Annotated in this window: 23 protein-coding genes; 6 read left to right on the forward strand and 17 right to left on the reverse strand. The window is 68.4% G+C overall.

Annotation, left to right across the window (positions count from 1 at the left end; genetic code table 11):
* Window positions 1–45: 45 nt before the first annotated feature.
* From QU602_RS15920 to QU602_RS15935, 4 genes are all read right to left on the reverse strand, one after another.
* Window positions 46–933, reverse strand: a complete 888-nt coding sequence (locus QU602_RS15920; protein WP_308797436.1) for a hypothetical protein — start codon at window positions 931–933, stop codon at window positions 46–48.
* Between the two features lie 98 nt (window positions 934–1,031).
* Window positions 1,032–1,922, reverse strand: a complete 891-nt coding sequence (locus QU602_RS15925; RefSeq protein ID WP_308797437.1) for a hypothetical protein — start codon at window positions 1,920–1,922, stop codon at window positions 1,032–1,034.
* 204 nt (window positions 1,923–2,126) lie between these two features.
* Window positions 2,127–2,504, reverse strand: a complete 378-nt coding sequence (locus tag QU602_RS15930; protein WP_308797438.1) for a hypothetical protein — start codon at window positions 2,502–2,504, stop codon at window positions 2,127–2,129.
* A complete protein-coding gene (locus QU602_RS15935) occupies window positions 2,501–3,112 on the reverse strand; it encodes a copper resistance CopC family protein (protein ID WP_308797439.1) in 612 nt (203 codons plus the stop codon). Before QU602_RS15935 ends, QU602_RS15930 begins: the two co-directional genes overlap by 4 nt.
* A gap of 197 nt (window positions 3,113–3,309) precedes the next feature.
* Here QU602_RS15935 and QU602_RS15940 point away from each other — a divergent pair, with 197 nt between their 5' ends.
* Complete coding sequence (locus QU602_RS15940; RefSeq protein WP_308800200.1) at window positions 3,310–5,385, forward strand: APC family permease; 2,076 nt, start codon at window positions 3,310–3,312, stop codon at window positions 5,383–5,385.
* A gap of 98 nt (window positions 5,386–5,483) precedes the next feature.
* Entirely contained in the window at window positions 5,484–6,374 is an 891-nt protein-coding gene (locus QU602_RS15945; protein ID WP_308797440.1) for an EamA family transporter, read from the forward strand.
* A 36-nt stretch (window positions 6,375–6,410) separates the two neighbouring features.
* Here QU602_RS15945 and QU602_RS15950 read toward each other — a convergent pair whose 3' ends face one another.
* The gene (locus tag QU602_RS15950) at window positions 6,411–7,586 is read right to left on the reverse strand and encodes an NAD(P)-binding domain-containing protein (protein ID WP_373692842.1); all 1,176 of its coding nucleotides are present in this window, start codon (window positions 7,584–7,586) and stop codon (window positions 6,411–6,413) included.
* A gap of 153 nt (window positions 7,587–7,739) precedes the next feature.
* On the opposite strand from QU602_RS15950, the gene QU602_RS15955 reads away from it, so the two are divergent.
* The gene (locus QU602_RS15955) at window positions 7,740–7,943 is read left to right on the forward strand and encodes a DUF3073 domain-containing protein (protein WP_308797442.1); all 204 of its coding nucleotides are present in this window, start codon (window positions 7,740–7,742) and stop codon (window positions 7,941–7,943) included.
* A gap of 166 nt (window positions 7,944–8,109) precedes the next feature.
* Here QU602_RS15955 and QU602_RS15960 read toward each other — a convergent pair whose 3' ends face one another.
* Window positions 8,110–9,492, reverse strand: coding sequence for a DUF6414 family protein (locus QU602_RS15960; RefSeq protein WP_308797443.1), 1,383 nt, complete (start codon window positions 9,490–9,492; stop codon window positions 8,110–8,112).
* Between the two features lie 7 nt (window positions 9,493–9,499).
* Complete coding sequence (locus tag QU602_RS15965) at window positions 9,500–10,732, reverse strand: ATP-binding protein (RefSeq protein ID WP_308800201.1); 1,233 nt, start codon at window positions 10,730–10,732, stop codon at window positions 9,500–9,502.
* 318 nt (window positions 10,733–11,050) lie between these two features.
* Here QU602_RS15965 and QU602_RS15970 point away from each other — a divergent pair, with 318 nt between their 5' ends.
* The gene (locus QU602_RS15970; protein WP_308797444.1) at window positions 11,051–11,254 is read left to right on the forward strand and encodes an antitoxin MazE family protein; all 204 of its coding nucleotides are present in this window, start codon (window positions 11,051–11,053) and stop codon (window positions 11,252–11,254) included.
* The gene (locus QU602_RS15975) at window positions 11,251–11,574 is read left to right on the forward strand and encodes a type II toxin-antitoxin system PemK/MazF family toxin (RefSeq protein WP_308797445.1); all 324 of its coding nucleotides are present in this window, start codon (window positions 11,251–11,253) and stop codon (window positions 11,572–11,574) included. Before QU602_RS15970 ends, QU602_RS15975 begins: the two co-directional genes overlap by 4 nt.
* Before the next feature lie 72 nt (window positions 11,575–11,646).
* On the opposite strand, the gene QU602_RS15980 is transcribed toward QU602_RS15975, so the two are convergent.
* The 9 genes from QU602_RS15980 to QU602_RS16020 all read right to left on the reverse strand — a co-directional run bounded on the left by QU602_RS15980 (window position 11,647) and on the right by QU602_RS16020 (window position 20,372).
* Window positions 11,647–12,765, reverse strand: coding sequence for a class II histone deacetylase (locus tag QU602_RS15980; protein ID WP_308797446.1), 1,119 nt, complete (start codon window positions 12,763–12,765; stop codon window positions 11,647–11,649).
* A complete protein-coding gene (locus QU602_RS15985) occupies window positions 12,762–13,826 on the reverse strand; it encodes an ABC transporter permease (protein WP_308797447.1) in 1,065 nt (354 codons plus the stop codon). Before QU602_RS15985 ends, QU602_RS15980 begins: the two co-directional genes overlap by 4 nt.
* A complete protein-coding gene (locus QU602_RS15990) occupies window positions 13,823–15,316 on the reverse strand; it encodes a sugar ABC transporter ATP-binding protein (protein WP_308797448.1) in 1,494 nt (497 codons plus the stop codon). The genes QU602_RS15985 and QU602_RS15990 overlap by 4 nt, the downstream gene beginning before the upstream one ends.
* Before the next feature lie 4 nt (window positions 15,317–15,320).
* Window positions 15,321–16,307, reverse strand: coding sequence for a substrate-binding domain-containing protein (locus QU602_RS15995; protein WP_308797449.1), 987 nt, complete (start codon window positions 16,305–16,307; stop codon window positions 15,321–15,323).
* 190 nt (window positions 16,308–16,497) lie between these two features.
* Window positions 16,498–17,529 (reverse strand): helix-turn-helix transcriptional regulator, encoded by a 1,032-nt coding sequence (locus QU602_RS16000; RefSeq protein ID WP_308797450.1) that lies wholly within the window; start codon window positions 17,527–17,529, stop codon window positions 16,498–16,500.
* Between the two features lie 2 nt (window positions 17,530–17,531).
* A complete protein-coding gene (locus QU602_RS16005; protein WP_308797451.1) occupies window positions 17,532–17,933 on the reverse strand; it encodes an META domain-containing protein in 402 nt (133 codons plus the stop codon).
* A gap of 40 nt (window positions 17,934–17,973) precedes the next feature.
* Entirely contained in the window at window positions 17,974–18,744 is a 771-nt protein-coding gene (locus QU602_RS16010; protein ID WP_308797452.1) for an LLM class flavin-dependent oxidoreductase, read from the reverse strand.
* A gap of 9 nt (window positions 18,745–18,753) precedes the next feature.
* Complete coding sequence (gene purM / locus QU602_RS16015) at window positions 18,754–19,866, reverse strand: phosphoribosylformylglycinamidine cyclo-ligase (protein ID WP_308797453.1); 1,113 nt, start codon at window positions 19,864–19,866, stop codon at window positions 18,754–18,756.
* Window positions 19,867–19,925: 59 nt separating this feature from the next.
* A complete protein-coding gene (locus tag QU602_RS16020; protein ID WP_308797454.1) occupies window positions 19,926–20,372 on the reverse strand; it encodes a hypothetical protein in 447 nt (148 codons plus the stop codon).
* A 95-nt stretch (window positions 20,373–20,467) separates the two neighbouring features.
* Here QU602_RS16020 and QU602_RS16025 point away from each other — a divergent pair, with 95 nt between their 5' ends.
* Window positions 20,468–21,079 carry a zinc-binding alcohol dehydrogenase gene (locus QU602_RS16025; RefSeq protein WP_308797455.1) on the forward strand — a complete coding sequence of 204 codons (612 nt, stop codon included), beginning with the start codon at window positions 20,468–20,470 and terminating at the stop codon, window positions 21,077–21,079.
* 18 nt (window positions 21,080–21,097) lie between these two features.
* Here the strand turns inward: QU602_RS16025 and helR are convergent, their stop codons facing one another.
* On the reverse strand, window positions 21,098–23,266 hold the full coding sequence (helR, locus tag QU602_RS16030; protein ID WP_308797456.1) for an RNA polymerase recycling motor ATPase HelR: 2,169 nt from the start codon (window positions 23,264–23,266) through the stop codon (window positions 21,098–21,100).
* Window positions 23,267–23,398 lie beyond the last annotated feature (132 nt).

Consider the following 23,398-nt stretch of genomic DNA (forward strand, 5'->3'; position numbering starts at 1 on the left):
TATGGGATTGATTCGATGCTATCAGGTTCTGAACGGCGGGGCGAGTTATCCGCTCACGTCTTCTTCTTCTAATTCGCCCCCGCGCCAGACGATTCGCCAATCCAACACCGGATCGCGGTACCACACGTCTTGCGCAGTGCCGGTGCGCCCTGCCTCCCAAACGAACTGGTACTCGCGTGGATTCGTGGCACCCGCCGCATCCTCGGTCCTGGTGAGCCATCTCGGCGTCGTCATCACGAAGGTCGTACTCTGCGATGGAGTAAGGATTCGGAACACACGGCCTCCATCGAGCTGAGTGGAGATCAGCCGACCATCCGGCATCGTGAAATGGTGCTCGGCCGGGTCGACTCGTTCGGATCGAATCACACCCCCGGAATCGTCGACGACACGATTGAGAGTTCGGTTCAGGTTCCACACCCAATCATCCCGGGCCCCGGTACTTGAGTTGATCGAAGCGATCAGATCTCCGTCACGGTTGAAGTACTCAGTGACGTTCGTCTCGAGGTACCGGATCGTCCAGTCGTAGCTTCGCGCTGGAATGTCACCGCGCGCCGGCACCTCACCACCGATCGCGACATCCACCCGCAGGTCGTCCCACGGATACCCGATGAGGCCCGAGGGAGAAGACCCGTCCCACTCGAAGAATCTCCCCAAGGCGGGAATGTAAAAGTCCAGCCCGCGGACGAAGATCTGGTCGAATGTCCATCCAGCACCGAAGTCGTAATTGTTCAGGTCGAGGAGGCGCGGGTCCCACACCAGCGGTGTGGGCGTCGTAAATCTCACCTCACTGGTCACCGGCTGAATGTGCGCGGCGACACCGTTCCCAAGATCGAAGACGACCGCATCTGAGTCAGCTCCTCGATCGCCCGCCGACGCAGGAGCGAACCCACAGGTGCTGGCGAGCACCATCCCGAGAGCGACGACGACTGCCACCGTCCGACCCTTCGACCTGCGCAACGTGTATCTCATGTGGATACCTCTTCCCTGTCTCATCACGCTCTCCTCTTCATGACTGCCGCATCGGTCGTCGCTCAGCTGATGGGAAACACGACCTGGCCGTCCTTCAGGACGCGCGCGACACGCTCTGGGGCGAACAGATCCCACTCGATCTCGATGACTGTTTGGTCGCCGGTTGAAGGATTGATCGTCTGCACCGAGACGAGCGGGCCCTGGCCACTCGGTGACGCATAGACGAACTCGGTGTATTCGCGATCCCCGAAAAATCGGTACGGGCTTTCTGACCCGCCGAGCTCGAGTGTCTGCAGAAGGCGCACCACCCCGCCGGGTGCAGCGATGCGGTAGTACCGATCGGAAATGCAGTCGATCTGGGTCACCGAGTCGTCCGCGTGCCGGATGCGAAGCAGCCTGGGCACCTCGTCCACATCGAGGCGGTACTCCCAATCGGTGCGCCCGCCGCCCTCCGTGATCGAAACGATGAGCACGCCGCCCCCATCGAAGTAGTCCGTCGTCCGTGTGTCTCGGTGATACAGGGAGGCCTGATAATCCAGCGCGGGAACGACTTCTCCTCGTGGCGGCAGATGGCCGGGTTCGACGGAGGCCACGACATCGTCCTTCGGGTAGTCGCGCAGCCGCGTCGGCGAGGTCGGGTCGTACTCGTACGTGCCGAGTTGAGGGAAGGTGAAGCGCCCGCCGTCCCCGACGGACACGTTGCCATACCCCCACCCCGTCCCCCAGAAGTACGAATTCGAGAACTCACCCGCAAGCAGTGAATGGAAGCTGAGGGGTGTGGGCGTGGTGATCGACAACAGGCGCAGCTCGGGATCGACCACGACGGCCACACCGTTGCCGGCGTCGATGACCACCGGATCTGCCGCCATGTCCCCCGGGTCGGCGTGCGCCGGCCCGACGGCGGTCGTCATCAGCAAGGCGAAGGCGACCACGGTCGCCGCTGCGCGTGACATCACGCGCGGACTCAAGAGTTGAAGCATCCATCCACCAGTCCTTCGATGCGGTCAGTGTCGACTCGCCTCGATCGGCCGGTGAGCGTCCGCCAAGGCGCGCTCGTACGCTAGCGACGATTCCCCAGAATGAGAATGGTAAGACTTCAGAATTCTGAAATACTTGCCTTTCGAGCCCGCAACGCCTGCCGCACCGCGCGGACAGGGTCAGCGCGAAAGCCGCCCCGCGAGGTCGGGCCACGGCACGTGCACGTCGTCCGTGGGCACGAGGGCTTTGGCGAGCAGCGCGTCGCGCAGCACGATGCCGTGGGGTGAGAGCTCGGCGATCGCGAGCGCCTGGTCGCCGCCGTCGAGACGCCAATGCTCGGCGAGCTCGGCGATGCCGCGATCGATGAGCAGCTCCTCGGCGTCGACGTACTCCTGCGGCTCGCCGACCGCGTGCCCGAGCCGGTTCCGCGGGATCACCGACGCGAAGTCGGGAGAGGTCGGCTGCAGGTAGCCGACGACCTCTCGGTCCTCGCGCGTGATCGGCACCCAGGTCGACGGGTCGAGCCCGTACCCGGCCGCCTCAGACGCCTCGGTCACGGCGCGACGGCGCCCGGCGGGCGCCGCCGGGTCGTGCGCACGACGAGCACGATCACGAGCCCGAGGATGACGAGACCGCCGACCACGAACGCCGCGATCGCCCAGCCGCCGGGCCCGCCGTCGTCACCGGTCGTCGCCGCGTCGTCCGACCCGGAGTCGGACCCGGCGTCGTGCGGCGGCTCCGACTCCCAGACACCGGTCGCGCCGGCGCCCACGCCGAAGTCGATCGTGCCCTCGATGGGGTGCCCGTCGGACGACACCACGCGCCACCGCACCTGGTACTCCCCCGCCAGGTCGCCCGGCAGCGTCGCCGAGACATCCGGCCCGAGCACCTCGGTCGCCCCGACGTCGACCTGCTCGCCGTGGTGATCGACCACCTCGATCACCGTGCCGGTCGCGATCACGTCGTTGCTGAACGTGAGCTCGACCGCTTCGGGCGCCGCCTCGAGCACCTGACCGGGCTCGGGCGTCGAGCCCAGCAGCTCGTCGTGTGCGACCGCGGGCGACGCCGCGGCGACCGCGAGGAACGCGGCTCCGAGGAGCGCCGCGGCAGCGGCGAGCGCGCGGGGCGAACGACGGGAGCGGGTGGGTCGGAGCTGCGCGGTCATGGTCGAATCCTGTCGTCGCCGGTACGGATGCCACGTGGGGACGCGCCCCGGCGGGCCTCGCCATGCTAGCAATCCCGGACCACTTGACACTGGGAACGGCAGGAGTAGTGTCATCCGCCGTGATACATGAGGAGGACACACCTCCAGCCACGAGCCAAGACGCACCTCCGGCCGAGCTCAGATCCCCGAAGCACTGGATCATCGGCGACCCGCTCCCCACCGAGAAGCTCGAGGGCCAGCTCCTGCCGAAGCGCCTTGCGTTGCCGATCTTCGCGAGCGACCCGCTCTCGTCGGTCGCGTACGCCCCGCAAGAGCTGCTGATGATCCTGCTCGTCGGCGGGCTCGCCTTCCTCTCGTTCGCGCCATGGGTCGCGCTCGCGGTGGTCGTGCTCCTGGTCACGGTCGTCGCCAGCTACCGCCAGTTGATCCGCGCCTACCCGTCCGGCGGCGGCGACTACGAGGTCGCGCACCGCAACCTGGGCGAGAAGTCGGGGCTCGTGGTCGCGTCGGCGCTGCTCGTCGACTACGTCATGACGGTCGTCGTCTCGGTCGCGTCCGGCGTGGACAACATCATCTCGGCCATCCCCGAGCTGAACCCGTGGCGGGTCGAGCTCGCGGTGCTGTTCGTGATCGTCCTGGCCGCGATCAACCTGCGCGGCGTGAGCGAGTCGTCGCGCGCGTTCGCCGTGCCGACGTACCTCTTCATCGGCAGCGTGTTCGTCATGGTCGTCGTGGGCCTCGTCCGCACCGCCCTCGGCGACCCGCCGGTCGCCGAGTCGGCGCAGTACGAGGTGCAGGCCGAGTCGCTCACGCAGGCCGCGATCGTCCTCCTGCTGCTGCGCAGCTTCGCGAGCGGATGCTCCGCCCTGACGGGCGTGGAGGCGATCTCGAACGGCGTGCCGGCGTTCCGCCGGCCGAAGATCGGCAACGCCCAGCGCACCCTCGTCGCCATGGGCGGCATCGCGATCGTCCTGTTCGCCGGGCTCACGGCCGTCGCCCTGATCTCAGGCGTGCATTACGCCGAGGTGCCATGCCACCTCATCGGCTGGGCCGACTGCGCGACCGAGCCGCAGCGGAGTCTCATCGCCCAGGTCGCCGCGGCCACGTTCGGCGACGCGACCGTCTTCTTCTACGTGATCCAGGCGGCGACCGCGCTCGTGCTGCTGCTCGCGGCGAACACCGCGTTCAACGGGTTCCCGTTGCTCGGCTCGGTGCTCGCGCGTGACGGCTACGCTCCGAAGTCGCTCTCGACCCGGGGCGACCGGCTCATCTACTCGAACGGCGTGATCATTCTCGCCCTCGCGGCGAGCCTGATCCTCGTGGTGTTCCAGGCCAACCTCACGGTGCTGATCCAGCTCTACATCATCGGCGTGTTCGTTTCGTTCACCCTCGGGCAGACCGGCATGGTGCGGCACTGGCTGCGCGAGCTGCAGGGTGCGAAGCATCCGTCGCCCGTGAAGCACACGCCGAAGAAGGCGAAGCAGCATCGCTCGCCCGTCCCACCCGAAGCGCAGCCGCTGACGCGCGCCGCCATGCGGCGCGCGCTCGTGATCAACGCGCTTGGTGCCGTCATGACCGCCGTCGTGCTCATCGTCGTCACCGTCACGAAGTTCACCCACGGCGCCTGGATCGTGTTCGTGCTCATGCCGATCCTGTTCCTGCTCATGCTGGGGGTCCACCGGTACTACCGCGACGTCGAGCGCGAGATCGAACCCGACCCCACGACGACGTTCGGTGCGAACGGCGACCACGCGATCGTGCTCGTCGGCCGTATGCAGAAGCCGACGCTCAAGGCGCTCGATTACGCCATCGCCGCCCGGCACGAGTCGCTCGAGGCCGTCCACGTCTCGCTCGACGAGGCGCAGACGAAACAGTTGAAACGCGACTGGGTGAAGCAGAACATCCACGTGAAGCTGCGGATCCTGTCGTCGCCCTACCGCGACCTCAGCTACCCGCTGGTCCACTACATCAAGCAGCGCCGCGAGGAGTTCGGCCCGCAAGTGGTGACCGTCTACATGCCGCAGTACATCGTCGGCCACTGGTGGGAGAACCTGCTGCACAACCACAAGGCCCGGCGCATCCGCCAGAAGCTCATGCTCGTGCACGGCGTGACCGTCGCGCTCGTGCCGTGGCTGCTCGACTCCTCGGACCTGATCTACGGCCGGCGCTCGCGCCCGCTGCCCGGCCAAGACCGCCGCGGTGAACCGGTGCGCCCGCCGCGCCCGGTGCCGCGTCGCCCGCTCGAAGGCTCGACCACCAAGCGCCCACGCTGACCGCCCCCCGAGGCGGACGGGGACGCACGAAGTGGCTTCACGCCCGTCCGAGCGACGACTCGCGCCCCCGCTCAGCTGATGCGGGATAGGCTCGGCCAGTGCAACGCCGTTCCCAGCTCGTCGGTGGTCCGCTCGGCGCGACCGGGCTCGTCGTCCTCGGACTGACCGCGCAGGAGGCGGGCGCGTCGATCGCGGTGCTGCTGTTCCCGAGCGCCGGGCCGCTCGGCATGGTGACGTTCCGGCTCGTGTTCTCGGCGCTCATCCTGCTCGCGATCGCGCGGCCGAGCTGGCGAGGCAGATCGGTGCGCGCGTGGGCCACCGTCGTCGCGTTCGGCGCGGTGCTCGCCACCATGAACGGACTGTTCTATCTCTCGATCGAGCGCATCCCGCTCGGTGCCGCAGTGACCATCGAGGTACTGGGCCCGCTCGCGCTCTCCGTGATCGCGGCCCGCCGCGCGTCGGCCTGGCTCTGGGCCGCACTCGCCGCGATCGGGGTCGTGCTGCTCGGCCAAGGCAGCTTCGGGCATCTCGACCCCGTCGGCGTCATGCTCGCCGCGGCCGCGGGAGCGGCGTGGATCTTCTACATCCTGCTCTCCGCGCGCACCGGCGCGGCATTCCCACGCCTCGACGGGCTCGCGATCGCTATGACGTTCGGCGCCGTGATAATCCTGCCGTTCGGCATCGCGACGGCCGGGTCGGCACTCGTGCGCCCCGATCTGCTCCTCCTCGGCGCTGCGGTCGCACTGCTGAGCTCGGCCATCCCCTACGCGCTCGAGCTCGTGGCATTGCGGCGGCTGCCTGCCTCGACGTTCGCGGTACTCATGAGCCTCGCACCCGCGATCGCGACGATCGCGGGGCTCGTGCTGCTCGGGCAGTCCTTCACCTGGGTCGGTGCGATCGCGGTCGCGCTCGTCGTCACCGCGTCGATCGGTGCGGTGCGCTCGGCGCCGCGCGGCGGAGCATCCGCCACCCCGGCCCCCGCACCGTGAGCCCCGCAACTGCGACAGCTGCTGCCGACCCGGCTGCTAGAGCATCGCCATGATCTGGCGGGCGATCATGCGACCGGCGCGATTCGCGCCGATCGTCGAGGCCTGCGGTCCGTACCCCGCGAGGAACACCCGCGGATCGTTCCACACGGCGCCCTGCCCGACCGCGACGCCGCCCGCCTTCTCGCGGAGGCGCAGCGGCGAGAGATGACGCAGCTCGGGCCGGAATCCCGTGGCCCAGATGATCGCGTCGGCACCGGCCGACGCGCCGTCGGCCCACACGACGCGGTCCGCCTCGATGTGGTCGAACATCGGCCGTGCGACCAGGTGACCCCGCTCGATGGCCGCCGCGATGCGGCGGCTTTTCGGCACCCCGGTGCCGCTCACGATCGACGGCAGCGCGCGACCCGATCGTGCCGCCTCGTCTTGCACGGCGACCGCGGCGGATGCGCCCTCGAGGTCGAGCTCCTGCCGGTCGAGCCAGTCGATCGGTCGGCGCGCCACCCAGGTCAGCTCGGCGGCGATGTCCTCGAGCTCGAGCATGAAGCCGATGGCCGACGTGCCGCCGCCGACGACGACGACGCGCTGGTCGCGGAACTGCTCGGCATCGACGAAGTCGGAGGTGTGCAGGTGCCGACCGCGGAAATCGCTCATACCCGCATAGAACGGCACGAACGGCGAACCCCAGGTGCCCGTGGCATTGACCAGGAACTGCGCGTGCAGCGTGTGCCGAGGTGCGGCGGCCTGTTTGACCTCGTGGAACGTCTTCCGGCGACGGCCGAAGAAGCCGCGCGCCTTCGGCGCTTCGACCACGGGCTCTTCGGGGGCGGGCGCGCTGAGATCCTCGAAGTCGATCTTCAGATCGGCGCCGGCGTTCTCGACCCGGCGGACCTGGACGGGCCGGTGCACGCGGAGCTCGAAGTGCTCCTCGAACCGCCCGTAGTAGTCGGCCACGACCTCACGCGCCGGCAGCTGCCGGTCGGCGTCGTCGAAGCTCAACCCCAGCTCCGCCATTCCCGGCAAATCGTTGACGCGGTGCGCGGTGCCGAGTCGCAGCGAAGACCACCGGTGCTGCCACGCACCGCCCGGTCCTGGCGCCCGATCGAGGATGGTGAAGTCCTCGTCCGCCACGAGCTCGAACCGCCGCAGATAGTAGGCGACGGAGAGCCCGGCCTGACCGGCGCCGACCACCGCCACCTTCACTCGCTCGGGCACGGGATGCACACTCCATCTCAGCATGTCTGCGCCGCGAACCACAGGAGGGGAGATCAACCAGCGGTGCTAAACTGGCGGGCAAGCGTGTTCATCATCAGAGTGAGCCGGGTGAGACGCATCTCCACCCGGCCAGACGTCGTAAGGGGGTCACGCATGGGGCGCGGCCGTCAGAAAGCCAAGCACACCAAGGTCGCTCGGGAGCTGAAGTACTTCAGCCCCGACACCGACTACAGTGCGCTCGAGCGCGAGTTGACCAACGGGCAGCACGACCCGTACGAGGACGAAGCCTCGAAGTGGGCGGAGTATGCCGCCGACGACGAGAGCTACGTCCCCGGCGACGGTTCCACCCAGCGCTGACCTGACCCCTGTTTTGGGGCGACCGCGGCTTCGGTCGTGTATGCGGGTTCGCGCGCGTCGCAGACCGCGGCGTATACGAATCTCACCGGGCGCGACCTCGGACCCTGCCGCCGGGCGGCGCTCGCGGCACAGCCGAAGTCACCACGGCCTGTCGATCTGTCTGACGTCACCAATAAATTGCGATGATCTCCGTGTCGAGGATTCGCTCATCGGTGGTGGCCGCCGGCAACGAGTTCGCCTGCGCCGCAGCAGCAGCCGAAACCCGGACATTCGACATTGGCGTTGGGAACAGCCTGAGTCCTGCCTTAGCCCTAGCCTCTTGACGCGCATGCAAGTCGTGCTCCGGCGAGAGCGCCTGACAGCCCATCTGGCCCACCGCGAAATCCCGCACGCGGTCGAATGCCTCCTTCTGGGCAACCGCATCGGACGACCCCGCCGACACCTGAGTGACGAGTTCTACAAAGGCACTATTGCCTTCATCTGTCCACGACGGACTCGTCGCCACGATTGCATCCTTGTAGCGCACAAGCGCGTCCGCCATCACGAGATTCTGAGCCTGGAGGCCTGAACCAGGAACGTCGGCAGCGGTCGGCGACCGGATTGCATTGATTTGGTCGACGAAGCCGGGCGCGATTTCACTAAAGAGGTCCGCCAGCTTGACCGGGGTCCACTTGTCGTGAAGACCATCCCGAGCGACACGACAGAGCATCGTAAAACGGGCTTCCGAGAACAACACTCGGCGCACGTCCTTCCAGAATCCTAGGTGCTCCGTAACACCCGCGATCCGCAACGGCCTTGTTTCCAGGTGAAGATCTTTGATCGCGTGCTTATGTGCGACGTACTCCACCCCCTCGACCGTGACGACGACATAATTCACAGCCGTCGCCTTGACGGGAATGAGGCCTGCGAGAAAGCGGTCGAGCACTTTCATAATCGGTGCCGACTCGCGAAGGAATCCGAGCACCCCGCGGTCGAACATCCCGGGGAAGTCGTCCGCCATGGCGGACCACTCGTTCATCATCGCTCCGAGCTTGAAGACTGGGTCTACTGCGAGTACCACTTCGACTTCGATGAGAGCACCACGGGTGAACGAAGTGGCGTTCTCGGCGATGTTCGGCTTCGCGCTTTGCATTTCACTCACTTGCTCGAACGCCCTAGGCGTCAGCGCGGGAGCAACGAGACCAAAGCTAAGCGGGAGCTCTCGCAGCTCCTTGAAGAGGGTTTGAATTATCGCCTTCCGCGAGCTCTGTGTGCTATCGCTGTTGCTCGTCTGATACCGAGCGCTGACTTTTGACTCCGCCTTGCCCACGAGCTCAGTTCCCACCGAAGCGCCCATAGTCCCAATCAGCTCAGCTTCATCCGCGCGGGAAATTGCCTGCGTGATCGCTTCCGGAATGGTGTCAGTCTGCGAGACAAGAAGACTATGAAGGCTCACGGCATCGAGGTAGACGAACTCACGCAGCGGCAGTTGACGCCTAATCTCTTCGCTGTCAGCGCGGTGACGGCGGCCTTCCTGCCAAGCCTTTAACGTCCTGATCGGATGCCGCATCGACGTCCTAAGCGACATTGGACGATTCCGATCTAACGTGAACCGGCCGCGTGCGCACGCGCTCGAAGGCGATGGCGAGGTCTTCGTCTGCGATGCTCACGCGGCCATCACCGGCCGCTAGGAGTGCCGCCTCGGTCCACAGCGCCGTCAGCATGGCACCTGACCAGCCCTCGGTTGCCGTCGTGAGTTCCTCCAGCGGGAGATTCACATCCGTCTCGAGCTCGTTCGCCTTCAGTGTCAAAATCTCGAAACGATCCTGTGGGGCCGGCAGATTGAACTGAATCTCCCAGTCGAACCGGCCTGGACGCAGGAGTGCTTCATCAATATCCTCCACACGGTTCGTGGCAGCAATCACGATGACGTTACTGTCCGCCTCGAACCCGTCTAAAAGAGTAAGTAGCTGGGCGACGACGCGCTTGGACTCGCCGTTGGTATCAGACGAACGACGCCCCGCAATGCTGTCGATCTCATCGAAGAAGATGATCGCTCGAGGCTTCTTAGCCGCATCCTCAAAGAGTCGACGAAGAGCTTCTTCGCTATCGCCAACCCATTTGCTCACAATTGACGGCCCACTGACAAGGTAGAAGACCGCGTCCGCAACGTCTGCGATGACACGAGCGAGATGGGTTTTTCCTGTGCCAGGAGCGCCCGTGAAGATCACACCTTTGACAGGCTTCGCGCCGATTCTCCGAAGTTCTTCAGCTCGATCCAGTTGCGTCTCAATGAGTTCTCGCGCTCGGGCTTTGACGTCTTCGTACCCGCCGAATGAATCAAAAGTCAGCTTCGTATCGCCGGGCCTAACAATGTATTCGCCGAGGTCCTCGTCAATCCCTGAATCTCGATATCTGAGGGGCGTCTCCGATAACACGCGGATGATGCCGTCAATTTCTGTGTATTGGATCGTATTTCCAGAATCGATCTCGATACGTGGAACACCATCAAGGACCCGCATGCCACCACCGCTAGTCTCAATGACAACACCATCATCAAGGATTTTTCGGACCACACCGACCCCGCTGTCGTCCACCCAAGCGGAACTAGGCGCACGAGACCACTGCTGTTCATTGATGAAGATCACGTCGCCTCTCTGCAGGTCAACGGGCTCAGTGAAGGAGAAGCGCGAGTTACCACCGCTCACCGTGCGTCCGAGGAATATATACCCAACGTCAAGCACAGCGATCACCTTGATCAGGACACCGTCGGACATCGACTCGATTTCTCCGCTCGCCTCGTCGCGCATCGCCACGCAGTTCCTCCAACTCCTATCAAGGCACTTACTCGGACGCCGCCAGATCGGCGGTAGCACTGCGCGTCGTTCTTCGAACTTCGAGGCCATCTGTCGTCTTCGGCGCCGACGGGCCTGCTCGTACCCAGTTGCTCATACCGTACCGGTGGGGACCGGCGAGCAGGCGACCACTTGAGATGCCGCCGCTTCGTCAGCTATCCGACCAGGCGGACCACGAACAACGGACGCAACCTCCGAAGATAATCGCACCGAGCGATGCGAGCATCTATTGCTTCCCTTTTCACCATCTCGCGTTACATGTAACATGAAGGTATGGCTGTCAGAGAACGCGTGAGTGCGCACCGTGCCAGGCTCCGCGAGCAAGGGCTGCGCCCGGTGCAGATTTGGGTGCCCGACGTACGCTCGGCCGAGTTCGCGGCCGAGGCCCACCGGCAGGCGCGACTCGTCGCGGACGCGAGCCGACTGACCGATGACCAGGACTTCGTCGAAGCCGTCTCGACGGACTGGGACGAGTGAGACGCGGCGAGATCTGGCTGGTGGCCGGCGGCGTCTACGCCTCCAAACCACGGCCGGCGCTCATCGTGCAAGACGACCGTTTCGACACCGACTCGGTCACAGTATGCCCGTTCACGACCACAGACATCGACGCACCCCTGCTCCGCCTCGAGGTCCCCGCCGACCCGACCTCCGGCATCTCACAGCGGAGCTTCATCATGATCGACAAGCTGACGACCGTCCGCCGCACGAATGTCGGCGCAATGGTCGGCCGGCTCTCCTCGACTCAGCTCGTCGAGTTCGAGCGGCGGGCCATCGTGTTCCTGGGTCTCGCCGGCTGACCTCCAGGACCCGGCCGGCACGACGAGGCGCCCGGGCGATTCCGCCCGGGCGCCTCGATCAGTCGTGGTTCGCTACACCACGAGCCCGAGCTGTCGCGCGAGCGCCTCGCTCGCGCCGATGACCTCGTCTTGCCAGGGCTTCAGCGGATGCGCCGGCGAGTGCTCGAACGAGTGGGCGTAGGGGTCGGGCACGCCCGTCTCGACGCCGCTGATCGCCTCGAGGACGGCGAGACCGCAGTACGGCACGTAGACGGGCGAGTAGCCGCCCTCGTGTGAGAAGACCAGCCGGCCGTCGCACAGCTCGTCGGCGAGCGCGACGAGGGTGCTCGCCATCGACCGGTACGCGCTCGCGGTGACCGTCATCCCCCCGAGCGGGTCGACCGCTGACGCGTCGAAGCCGCTCGCGACCATGATGAGCTGCGGCTTGAACGCGCGGAGCGCGGGGCCGACGACGCGCTCGAACGCCGCGAGGTAGGCGCCGTTCCCGCTGCCCGCCGGCAACGGCACGTTGATGGTCGCGCCGGCCCCCGCCCCGAACCCCCTCTCGTCGACGAGGCCGGAGTCCTGAGGGAACAGCCGGTCCTGGTGCAGCGAGATCGCGAGCACGTCCGGATCGTCCTCGTAGATGTGCTGGGTGCCGTTGCCGTGGTGCACGTCGTAGTCGACGACCGCGACGCGTTCGACCCCGTGGTGCACACGCGCCCACTCGATCGCGATCGGGATGTTGGCGAACAGGCAGTAGCCCATCCCCAGGTCACGTTCGGCGTGGTGCCCGGGCGGACGCACGAGGGCGTAGGCGTTGTCGACGGCCCCGGTCAGCACCGCCTCGGTGGCGGTGATCGTTCCGCCGGCCGCGAGCAGCGCGATCTCGTAGGCGCCCCGGCCGAACGGGGACCAGCCGTCACCCGCGTCGCCGAGCTGTGCCTCGCTCTGCGACCTGATGTGCTCGAGGTGCCGGGGCGTGTGCACCCGCAGCACGTCCTCCTCGGTCGCGAGGGCGGGGCGCAGCTTCGTGAGGTGCTCGACGAGGCCACTGACCTCGACGAGGCTGTTGAACCTCGTCTTCGACTCGGGCGACTCGAAGTTGTGGAACGGCTGCACCATGGGCCCGGGCGGCACGATGCCCGCGAACGTGCCCGTGTCGTGCCATCCGTACCGTTCGTGCCAGACGTATCCGGTGTTCCTGGTCATGCGTCTCCTCCGCGCGCGGTCGATGCCGGCGCCGTCTCGGGTTCGTCGTCTGGATCGGGATGCTGATCGGGGCCCTGCGCCGTGCGTTTGCCGAGCTGGGCCCACGCGCGACGCAGCATCCGCTGGATCGACGTGTCGAGCGCGACGGCGACCACGAGGGTCGCACCGACGAGGATGGTCTGCACGAACGGCGAGACCTGCAGGAAGACCAGGCCGTTGCTCAGCACCTTGAAGAAGAGCAGACCGGCGACCACACCCGAGATACGCCCCATGCCACCCTCGAACGCGACGCCGCCGAGCAGCACGACCGTGAGCGCCTGGAGCTCCATGCCCGAGCCGATCACCGGGCTCGCCGACTGCACCTTCGCGGTGAGCATGACGCCGGCGATCGCGGCGGCGACACCCGACGCGATGAACAGCTGGAAGCGCCGCAGCGGCACGTTGATGCCCATGAGGTGCGCGGCCCGCTCGTTGCCGCCGATCGCGAGGACCTCCTTGCCGAGCTTGTTGCGGCGCAGGAAGTACCAGCCGAGCGCCACGACAAGCACCAGCAGCACGATCTGCAGCGGGACCGGCCCGATGCTGAACGTGCCGATCGCGCGGAAGTCTTCGGGCAGGCTCGACCGCTGCACGGTCTTGCCGCCCGTGATCAGCTGTGCGAAACCGCCCCAGATGCTGAGGAAGCCGAGCGTGACCACGATCGGGTTGAGCCGCAGGTAGGCGATGAGGAACCCGTTGATCGCACCCGCCACGGCGCCGAGCGCGAGCGCGACCGCGAGACCCAGCAGAGTGTTGCCGGTCGCGGCCATGGTCAGGGCCGACGTGACGGCGGCCGCGGAGGCGACCGAGCCGACCGACAGGTCGAGCGAGCCCGACATGACGAGGAAGGCGAGCGGGATGACGATGAGCCCGAGCTCGGCGGACTGCAGCAGAATGTTCTGCGCGTTGCCGAGCGTTGCGAAGTTCGGGTTCAGGATCGCGAACAGCGCCACGAGCAGGACGAGTGCGGCGAAGATGCCGTTCTTCGCGACGAACAGCGAGATCGCTGACGAGGTTTTCATGAGGCGATTCCTTCGGTGCTGGGGCGCTCGGCGCCGTCCGCGAGGTCGAGCAGGGAGGCGAGCAGGCGCTCGTCGAAGTCGGGGGTGCGAGGCAGCTCGCGCACGAGCGCACCGAGCAGCACGTACGCCCGGTCGCACATCGACGCGATCTCGTCGGACTCGGCGGAGGCGACCACGACGGTCGCCCCGCTCGCCGCGAGCTCGCGAACGGCACGCACGATGTCGGCCTTGGCGCCGACGTCGACGCCCTGTGTGGGCTGTGCGAGCAGGAGCACTCGCGGCTGTTCGGCGAACATCCACCTGGCCAGGAGGTGCTTCTGCCGGTTGCCGCCCGAGAAGCCGTCGATCGGCTCGGAGCGCGCGGGCCCCATGATGTTGAGCTTCGCGCGCGCCGAGTCGTATGTGGCCGTCCCGCTTCGCTCGTCGATCCACCATCCAGAGCCGCTCGCCGAATACCAGGGCAGGAAGACGTTCTCCGCAGCACTCAGCCCGGAGATCAGCCCGTCCTTCTCACGGTCGGCCGGGACCAGGTGGACGCCGCGTCGCATGGCCTGGCGCGGCGCCGCCACCTCGACCTCGGCCCCGTCGAGCTCGAAACGGCTCCGCCCGTGTACGCCGAAGAGCCGTTCGATGAGCCGGAACTGGTCGCCCGCCGCCATGCCGAAGAGGCCGACCACCTCCCCCGTGCGCACCTCGAGCCAGTGCGCGCCGTGCGAGACGGCGAGGCCGACCTCCCCGGTCTCCGCGGCCGTCTGCTCGACGGTCACGAGATCCGGGGCGAGCGCACGCGCGAGCCGCTGCGGCGTGAACGCCGAGGCCGGTTCGTCGGCGACCAGCCGGCCACCCGAGAGGATCATGATCCGCTCGCACACCGACAGGATGTCGGGCAACCGGTGCGACACGTAGATGACGGTGACGCCCTCGTCGGCGAAGCGCCGGATGAGCCGGTGCAGCGCCTCGGTCTCGTGCTTGCCGAGCGCCGCCGTCGGCTCGTCGAGGAGCAGCACGCGCATGTCCCGGCCGAGCACGCCGCGCGCGAGCCCGACGAGCTGGCGCTGCCCGAGGCTCAGGCTCGCGACCGGCAGATCGAGGTCGAGCTCGGCGCCGACCCTGGCCAGCGCGTCCGCGGCCGCGCGGCGTCGATCGACGCCGCGCTCCGCGGACTGCGCCAGCCAGAGGTTCTCGAACACCGTCAGGTTCGACGCGAGCGCCGGCTCCTGGTGCAGGATCGCGATGCCGAGCGAGGCGACGTCGCGCGGCGTGATGCCGCTCGGCACCTCATCGCCGTCGAGGAGGAACGACCCGCTCGTCGCCCGGATGACCCCCGCGAGCACGTTGAACAGCGTGGACTTGCCCGCGCCGTTGTGCCCGAGGAGTCCGACGATCTCGCCGGGCGCGATGTCGGCGGTGACCCGGGCGAGGGCCCGGGTCGCGCCGAAGTCGACCGTGATCTCGCGCAGCTCCAGCCGGAGCGTCGATGAAGCCGGCATGGCGCTACTGGTTGACGTAGAAGTCGGCGTAGTTGTCGGGCGTGACCTGGATCGACTCGATGACGATGTCCTCGAGCTCATCGCCCTCGGCCGCCGCGATGAGCAGCGACGCGTTCGCCTCGGCGAGGACCTTCGCGGGCAGGATGTAGCTCAGGCGCCAGATCGAGTCCTGCACCGCGACGATGTCGAGGATCTCGTCGGTCGCGTCGAGCGCGCCGAGCAGGAACGACGGGTCGTCCTCGGCGACACCCTGGTCGGTCAGGTACTGGTACGCGCCCTGCAGCGGCTCGGAGGCCATACCCAGCCAGATCTTCGTGTCGGGCTGCGCGGCGAGCTGGCTCTGCGCGGCCGCGTACCCGTCATCGAGGTTGATGACGGAGATCTCGTTGATGGAGACGTCCGCGCCGCTGTTCTCGAGCCCGGCCACGATGCCCTCGCTGCGTTCGCGGCCGAGGTCGGTCTCCCAGTAACCGAGGAGCGCGACCGGCTGCGTGCCCTCCGTGTTCTCCTCGATCCAGGCCCCGGCCTCTTCGCCGAGCCGAACCCCGTCTTCGTAGTTGTTGAGCAGCACCGCAGCCGACGTGCCCTCCCAGGCCGACGCGTAGCCGAGCACGGGGATGCCTGCCGCCTGCGCCTTCTCGGTCACGGCCACCATCGAATCGGACTGCACGGGGTAGCCCTGGATCGCCTTCACGTCGCCGCGCTGGATCCAGTTCTCCCAGTTGTTGACCTGGGTCTGGATGTCCCAGGCGGGGTCGTCGCTCAGGAACTCGTAGCCGGCCTCGTTGATGATCGGCTCCATGATCGCGAGCTGGTCGACCCAGATCGGGATGTCGAGGCCGGCGAAGCTCATGGCGACCGCTCCCTTGCTCCCGCCCCCGTCTCCGCCGGAGGTCTCGGAGCCGGTCGCGTCGCCGGCGGCGCAGGAGGACAGCAGCAGCGCAGCGGCGGCGCCGAGGACGACGGCCGCAGAGCGGGTGAATCGGTGCATGGTCGAGTCCAGTCAGTCGGGAAAGGGCCGGATGCCCCTTGGTGAAGACAGAACGTACGCGAGGTGTCAGCCGGGTTTCTCCGTACAAATGCGGAGATCGCGACGAGCGCGCGGAAACGTTACGTACGCGAAACACGGCGACGCGCGACGCACAGAGCACGTGGGCTCAGCGCAGACCGCGCAGGTGTGCTCAGTGGATGAGGTCCGCGAGCGACGCGTCCGGTGCGTCCTCAGGACGGAAGAGCCCGTTGCGGATGGCGCTCGCAACGGCCTGCGACCGCCGGCTGCAGCCCAGCTTGGCGAGGATCGCCGAGATGTGCGTGTGCACGGTGCGGACGCCGATCGACATCGCACGCGCGATCTCGTCGTTCGAGGACCCGAGCACGAGCCGCGTGAGCACCCGCAGCTCGGTCGGGGTCAGACCGTAGGGGCGCTCGATCTCCTCCTCGACGACCACGATCGACTCGTGCCCGGAGAACGCGTCCTCCGCCTGCCGGCGCAGCACGACCCTGAACCACGACGTGCCGAGGTTCCACAGGAACGCCACGTCGGTCTGCGGCGAGTCGAAGAGCATCGCGGCGGTCCGCCGGAAGTCGTCGTGCCCGGTCAGGGTGCTGGGCGCACGACCGTCGACCGCGTGCACGGCGCCGTCGCGACCGAGCGTCGACGCGGCCGCCGAGAGCGGCACCCCCTCGAGATCTTGCGCGGTGGCGTTGACCGCATGCCCGAGCAGCGAGGCGAACGCGAGACTCCGCCGCCGCAACTCGGTCGTGTAGAACTCCGGCGTGTACGACGAGAAGTTGGCCAGTCCGACGTACCGACCGCGATGGTGGAGCTCGAGCGTGAGCCCGTCACGGTACCCGGCCGGCCCGAGATGCTCGTCGTAGATCTTCGACCGGCGGAAGCTCGCGGGCACATCGCGTTCGGACCCGATCGTCGGCGGCAGATCGTCGCCTTCGATGACCGGCTCCCACACGGGCCGGGGCCAGTTCAGGGTGAACTCCTCGGCCATCACCCGCGCGATCTCGTCGGAGTAGCCGACCTGCGCCACCTGCCGGTGCCGGTCGCGGCTGCGGTCGAACACGAGGATCTGCCCGGCGTCGTAGGGCAGCGCGTACCGCAGTGCGACGAGATGCCGCTGCATGAGCTCGGCGGTGGCGAACGGGATGACGGAGTCGGTGAGCCCGCGCGCGGCCGACCGGATGACGAGTTGGCTCGCCATCCTTACTGTGGTTCGGTCGAGCTGCGTTCGAGCGTCGCGATCTGCGCGTCGGCCTCGCCGAACACCGTCATGGTGTCACCCGAGATGGTGGCGACGTCGAGCCCCTCGAGCGGGGTCTCGACGCCCTCGCATGCCATCCGGGTCGACGCGACCTGCTCGAACTGGATCTGGTCCGCCGGGTTGAGCTTCCAGCTCCCGGTGAGCCTGTTGCAGCCGTCGCTGCCGGTGAGACCGCCGTCGGCGTCGAGGGACAGGTAGGCCGCGTTCTCGGCCGACGGATCGCCCCAGGTGCCGACCGCGTCGATGCCGCTGTCGTCGCCGGCCTCGCCGGCACAACCGGACAGGCCGAGCCCGATGATCATCAGCACCCCGGTGAGCGCTGCAGCGTTCCGGGTCTTCGTCATCCTGCGCATGCTCGCAGGGTAGCCCGTCGCGCCGTCGCGGTCACGCATGAGGCCGATCAGCGAACCATGCCGCGGTCTCCTCGGCGAACCGCTCCAGGTCGGCGAGCCCGCCGGTCGGCGTGATCGCACGCAGCACGACCTCATCCACCACGTCGTAGTCGCCGAGCCGCTCGCCGCCGCCGCCGTCGAGCGTGGCCTCGATCGGCCGGATGCCGAGCCGGTCGAAGTTCGCCGCGTACGCGGGAATCGCGCCGTAGGAGTCGGCTTCGCGCTCGAGCGCGGGTCGTGCGGCCGCATCGGCGATGGTGCGGATGTAGAGGATGCTCCGCACGGCACGCTCGCCCGCCGCGCGGCGGAGCTCCCGGTCGGCCTCGGCCGCCGCCTCCGGAGTCAGCCAGTTGAGCAGCACGCCGTCGGCTTTCTCGGCCGCCAGCCGCCGCATCCGCGGACCGAGCGCGCCGACGACCAGTCGCGCTTCGGTCGCCGCCCGCAGTGCGGCGAGCCCGTCGGCGACGAGCCGCACCGGATGCGGCGCCTGGCCGGAGCCGATCCCGAGCGTGGTGCGCTCGGCGGGCAGATCCCGCACGTCGAGCTCTGCAGCCCGGCGGCGGTCGAGCGGGATGACGCCGGTCGCGAGCCCGAGCGTCGAGGTGGACTCCGCCGCGGCGCGCAGCCCTGAGATCGAGTCACCCCCGGGCACGTCGTTGATCCACAGGGCGGCGAAGCCGAGCCGTTCGAGACGCGGCGCGAGCACACGCACGGCGTCGACCGGCGTGTGGCTGTGGATGCCGAGGGAGACCGCCGCGCGCATGTCGTCGACCTATCGGGCGTAGCCGCCGACGAGGCGCACGGCGCCGCCGTCGACGCCCTTCGCGCCCTGTTCCCAGCCGTCGCCGGCGTCGGGATGCGCACCGAACCCGACCGTGCCGGTGCGCCAGGCCGGAAGCCCGAGCGCTCCGAGCTCGGCGATGACGGCGTCGGCCGCGTCGGGCGCGACGACCGCGAAGAACCCGACACCGAGGTTCCACGTGCCCTCGGTCGACTCGAGCGTCGTGCCGGCGAGGTCGTTGAGCACCCGGAACACGGGTGCCGGTGACCAGGTCGAGCGGTCGACCTCGGCCCACGATCCGCGGGGCAGTACGCGCGCGAGATTGGCGGCGAGTCCGCCTCCGGTCACGTGCGAGAGAGCATGGACGGATGCCCCGAGCCGCTCGTCTGCGAGCAGCTCGACGAGCGGGCCGGCATAGAGCCTCGTCGGCTCGAGCAGTGCCTGCCCCCAGGTCGTGCCGAGTTCGGCCGAGGCATCCGTGTACCCGATGCCGCGCTGCGAGAGGATGTGCCTGACGAGCGAGAAGCCATTGGAGTGCAGCCCGCTCGACTCGATGGCGATGATCGCGTCGCCGTCGGCGACGCGCTCGGCGCCGAGGACGCGGTCGGCCTCGACGATGCCGACCGCTGCGCCCGCGACGTCGTAGTCGTCGGCGCCCATGAGGCCGGGATGCTCGGCGGTCTCGCCGCCGACGAGGGCCGTGCCGGTCTCGGCGCACGCGCGCGCGATGCCCGTGACGATGGCGGCGATGCGCTCGGGCACGACCTTGCCGCACGCGATGTAGTCGGTCATGAACAACGGCGTCGCGCCGACCACGACGATGTCGTCGACGACCATGCCGACCAGGTCCTGGCCGATCGTGTCGTGCACGTCGAGCGCCTGCGCGATCGCGATCTTCGTGCCGACGCCGTCGGTCGAGGTCGCGAGCAGGGGCTTGGCGTAGTCCTTCGCGAACGAGAGGTCGTAGAGGCCGGCGAACCCGCCGACCCCGCCGAGGACGTTCGGGCCGTGGGTCGCAGCGACCGACGCCTTCATGAGTTCGACGGCGAGGTCGCCGGCGGCGGTGTCGACTCCGGCCGCGGCGTAGGACGAGTTGGCGCTCACTCCCCCAGGGTATCGGCCCACCGAGCCACCGGGCTGTGTGCACGCCCGGATCGCGCTGGTCAGCGCGGGTAGGCCCGGTTCGGGTCGTTGGTGCAGTGCAGCCGGAAGTGCACCTCGATGTCGGTGACGCCGTCGTTGAACAATTGGATGTTCCCGACACCGCCGACCTTGCCGTCGCCGGCACCCTCACCGATCGAGTTCACTCGGAGCTGCAAGTAGTACGCGTTCGTGATCGCTTCGGAACCGCGCGGCATATACCGACCGGGGGCGCGCTCCTTCTTCTCGTCGACGAGCCATGGATGACTCGGTGGGCAGAGCTGCGCCTCTGGGCGCACCGGGTTGATGTTCACTGCGCGGATCTTCCAGGTCGGCGTGACATGGATGATCTCCGATGGCTCCGCGGCCGGAGCTTCAGGGTCGTCCGCGGCCGAGGCCGGCTGCGCGAGTCCGAATGTGAGCGCCGCGGTCGCGGCCGCCGCTGCGATCGCGGTGAGGGTGCGGTGCATGCGGGTACCTCCCTGGCGAAAGAAGCTGGAGTGCATACTAGCATTCGGTTATGGCCTCCGCTATGCCATTCGCAGAGGCGCGTAGAATCCGGGCTATGCACGCGGGTGCGACGCCATCGTGGGTGATTCGCGAGAATGCGAGTCGCGCGGTGCTGCTCGCCCTGTATCTGCGCGAGGTGCTCGCGATCGCCTCGCCCGTCGAGCTGCCGCGGCTGCGCGGCCTCGGGGCCCTCGGCCCACCACTGCCCACAGACCGGCAGGACGCGCTCGAGCGGCAGTGGCGCGCGTGGTGGGCCATGACCGTCGAGCCCGAGGCACACCCCTCCGAGGTGCCGCTCGTGCTCGTGCCCGAGTACGGCACCGAGGTCGCGTTGGCGAGCACCGGCGCCGACGAGTTGCGCGCCGCGATCGCGCCGCCGGCCGAGGGCGCGAAGGCCTGGGCCGATCGCGTCCACGAGCAGTACCGCACCGCGGCGAGCGCGCGCCGGGGCGACTCCTACCGCGCGTATGCGGGCACGATCGCCGAGCACGAGCGCGAGGTCGGCCGCCGCGCGCACTCCTTCGAGCTGAACGTCGAGATCGTGCCGCTGCGCAGCCCCGGGGTGTGGTGGATCGGCAGCATGACCGTCGCCGTCACCGACACCCTGCGCGCCGACGCGGCGGCGTTCGACGACGCGATCCACCCGATCATCGCCGAGCTCGCCTGAGACCGGTCGTTCGCGAACTCAGTCGCTCGTGAGGACGACCAGCCGCTGCGTCGCGCGCGTCATGGCGACGTACCGGTCCACCGCGCCCTCGATACCCTCGCCGAGCCGGTCGGGGTCGACGAGCACGACGAGGTCGAACTCGAGCCCCTTGGCAAGCTCAGGCGTGAGCGAGCGCACGCGTGGCGTCGCCTGGAACGAGCGGTCGCCGATCACGCAGGCGATGCCCTCGTCGTGCTCGGCGAGCCAATCGTCGACGATCGTGGGCAGCTCGTCGACCGTGCCGTGCGCCACTGGAACACCGCTCCGCCGGATCGATGTGGGCACGTTCGCGTCGGGGATGGCCGCCCGGATCACGGGGGCGGCCTCGGCCATGATCTCCGCCGGCGTGCGGTAGTTGATGCCGAGCGGGGCGAGGCCGATGCGGTCGAGGCCGACCCGCTCGAGCCGCTCGGTCCACGGCTCGACGAGGCCGTGCCGCGCCTGCGCGCGGTCGCCCACGATCGTGAAGCTCCGCGACGGGCAGCGGGCGAGGAGCATCTGCCACTCGGCATCGGTGAGCTCCTGCGCCTCGTCGACGATCACGTGCGCGAACGGCCCGGCGAGCAGGTCGGGATCGGCGCTCGGCGCCTCGGACTCGTCGATGAGCGAATGCTGCGCGTCCTCGCGGCGCAACATGGTGACGAGCCCGACGCCGTCGTCGCTCGTCGCATCGGCTGCGATGAGGTCGTCGACGACGTCGGCCATCAGCTCGCGCTGTGCCCGGAGGATCGCGTCCCGCCGTCGTTCGCGGGCCGTCGCCTCGGGGTCGCCGATGCGCCGGCGTGCGGCGTCGAGGAATGGGAGGTCGGATGCGGTCCAGGCCCGCGGATCGTCGCGCTGCAGCATCGCCACCTCGTCGGGCGTGAGCCACGGCGCGCACCGCAGTAGGTAGGCGGGCACGCTCCAGAGGTCGGCCACCAGCCCGGCCGGGTCGAGCAGGGGCCACGCCCGGCTGAACGCACGACGGAGGCCCTCGTCCTGGGCGAGGGCGCCCCGAATCGCCCGCACCGGCAGACCGCCGTCGGCGAGGTCGGCGTCGAGCCGGTCGGCCAGAAGGTCGAGCAGCGCCTCCCAGACCTCCCCGCGCGCCTCGTTGTGCGGCGTGGTCGCGTCACGCGCCGCGAACGCCTCCGCCCAGTCGCCCGGCTCGACCTCGAGATCGAACCAATCGGTCGACACGGTGAGGCCGTCGACCGGAGGCGCCTCGTACGCCCGCACCGCGGTCTCGACAACGCCGACCAGCTCGGCCGACGATTTGAGGCCCGCGATCTCCGGATCGAGCTCGGCCCCGACCTCGGCCCCCTCGGCCACGAGATCACGCAGCGTGCAGGTCTGCACACCGTCCTCGCCGAGCCCGGGCAGCACGTCGGCGACGTACGCGAGGTACGGCTGGTGCGGCCCTACGAAGAGCACACCGCCACGACTGCCGCGCAGCCGAGGATCCGAGTACAGCAGGTACGCGGCGCGGTGCAGCGCGACGACCGTCTTGCCCGTGCCCGGACCGCCGTCGACGACGAGCGAGCCGTGCGAGCCTGCCCGGATGATCGCATCCTGATCGGCCTGGATCGTACTGAGCACGTCGCGCATCCGATCGGAACGACTGCCCGAGAGGCTCGCGATGAACGCGGACTGGTCGTCGAGCGCGGCACCCCGCTCGAGCCCCTCGGGCGTGAACACCTCGTCCCAGTAGTCGGTGATCCGCCCGCGCACCCACCGGTAGCGGCGGCGGCTCACGAGGCCCATCGGGTTCGCGTGCGTCGCGCCGAAGAAGGGCTCGGCCGCGGGCGACCGCCAGTCGAGCAGCAGCCGGCGGCCGTCCTGGTCGGTGAGACCGAGCCGGCCGAGGTACACCGGCTCCGAGGCATCCGCCCCGACCACGCGCCCCAGGCAGAGATCGAGGCCGAACCGGCCGAGCGTGCGAAGGCGGCCGCTCAGCCGGTGGATCTCGAGGTCGCGTTCGAGCGCCGCCTGCCCCTTCACGCCGGGTGCGAGGCGCGCGTGCTCGAGGCGTTGCGTGAGGTCGGCGATCGTCTGCTCGAGCGTCGCGGCAATCGCTGCGAAGTGCGCCTCGTCTTCGGCGATCACGGACGGATCCGCCTTGGCGGCGAGGTCGGGCAGCGCGAAGACCTGGGTCGTGAGCGGTGGCATGTATCGGCTCCGATCGGGGGTTTCGTGGCGTCGGCCGATCATTCTCCGCCACCACCCGGGCCTTGCGGCAAGGCCCCCCTTCCGATATATTCTGAGCATGGCGGGGTCGTTGAGACCTCGCTTTTTTCGTCT

The organism is Agromyces protaetiae, from assembly GCF_030866785.1.
Taxonomy (GTDB): domain Bacteria; phylum Actinomycetota; class Actinomycetes; order Actinomycetales; family Microbacteriaceae; genus Agromyces; species Agromyces silvae.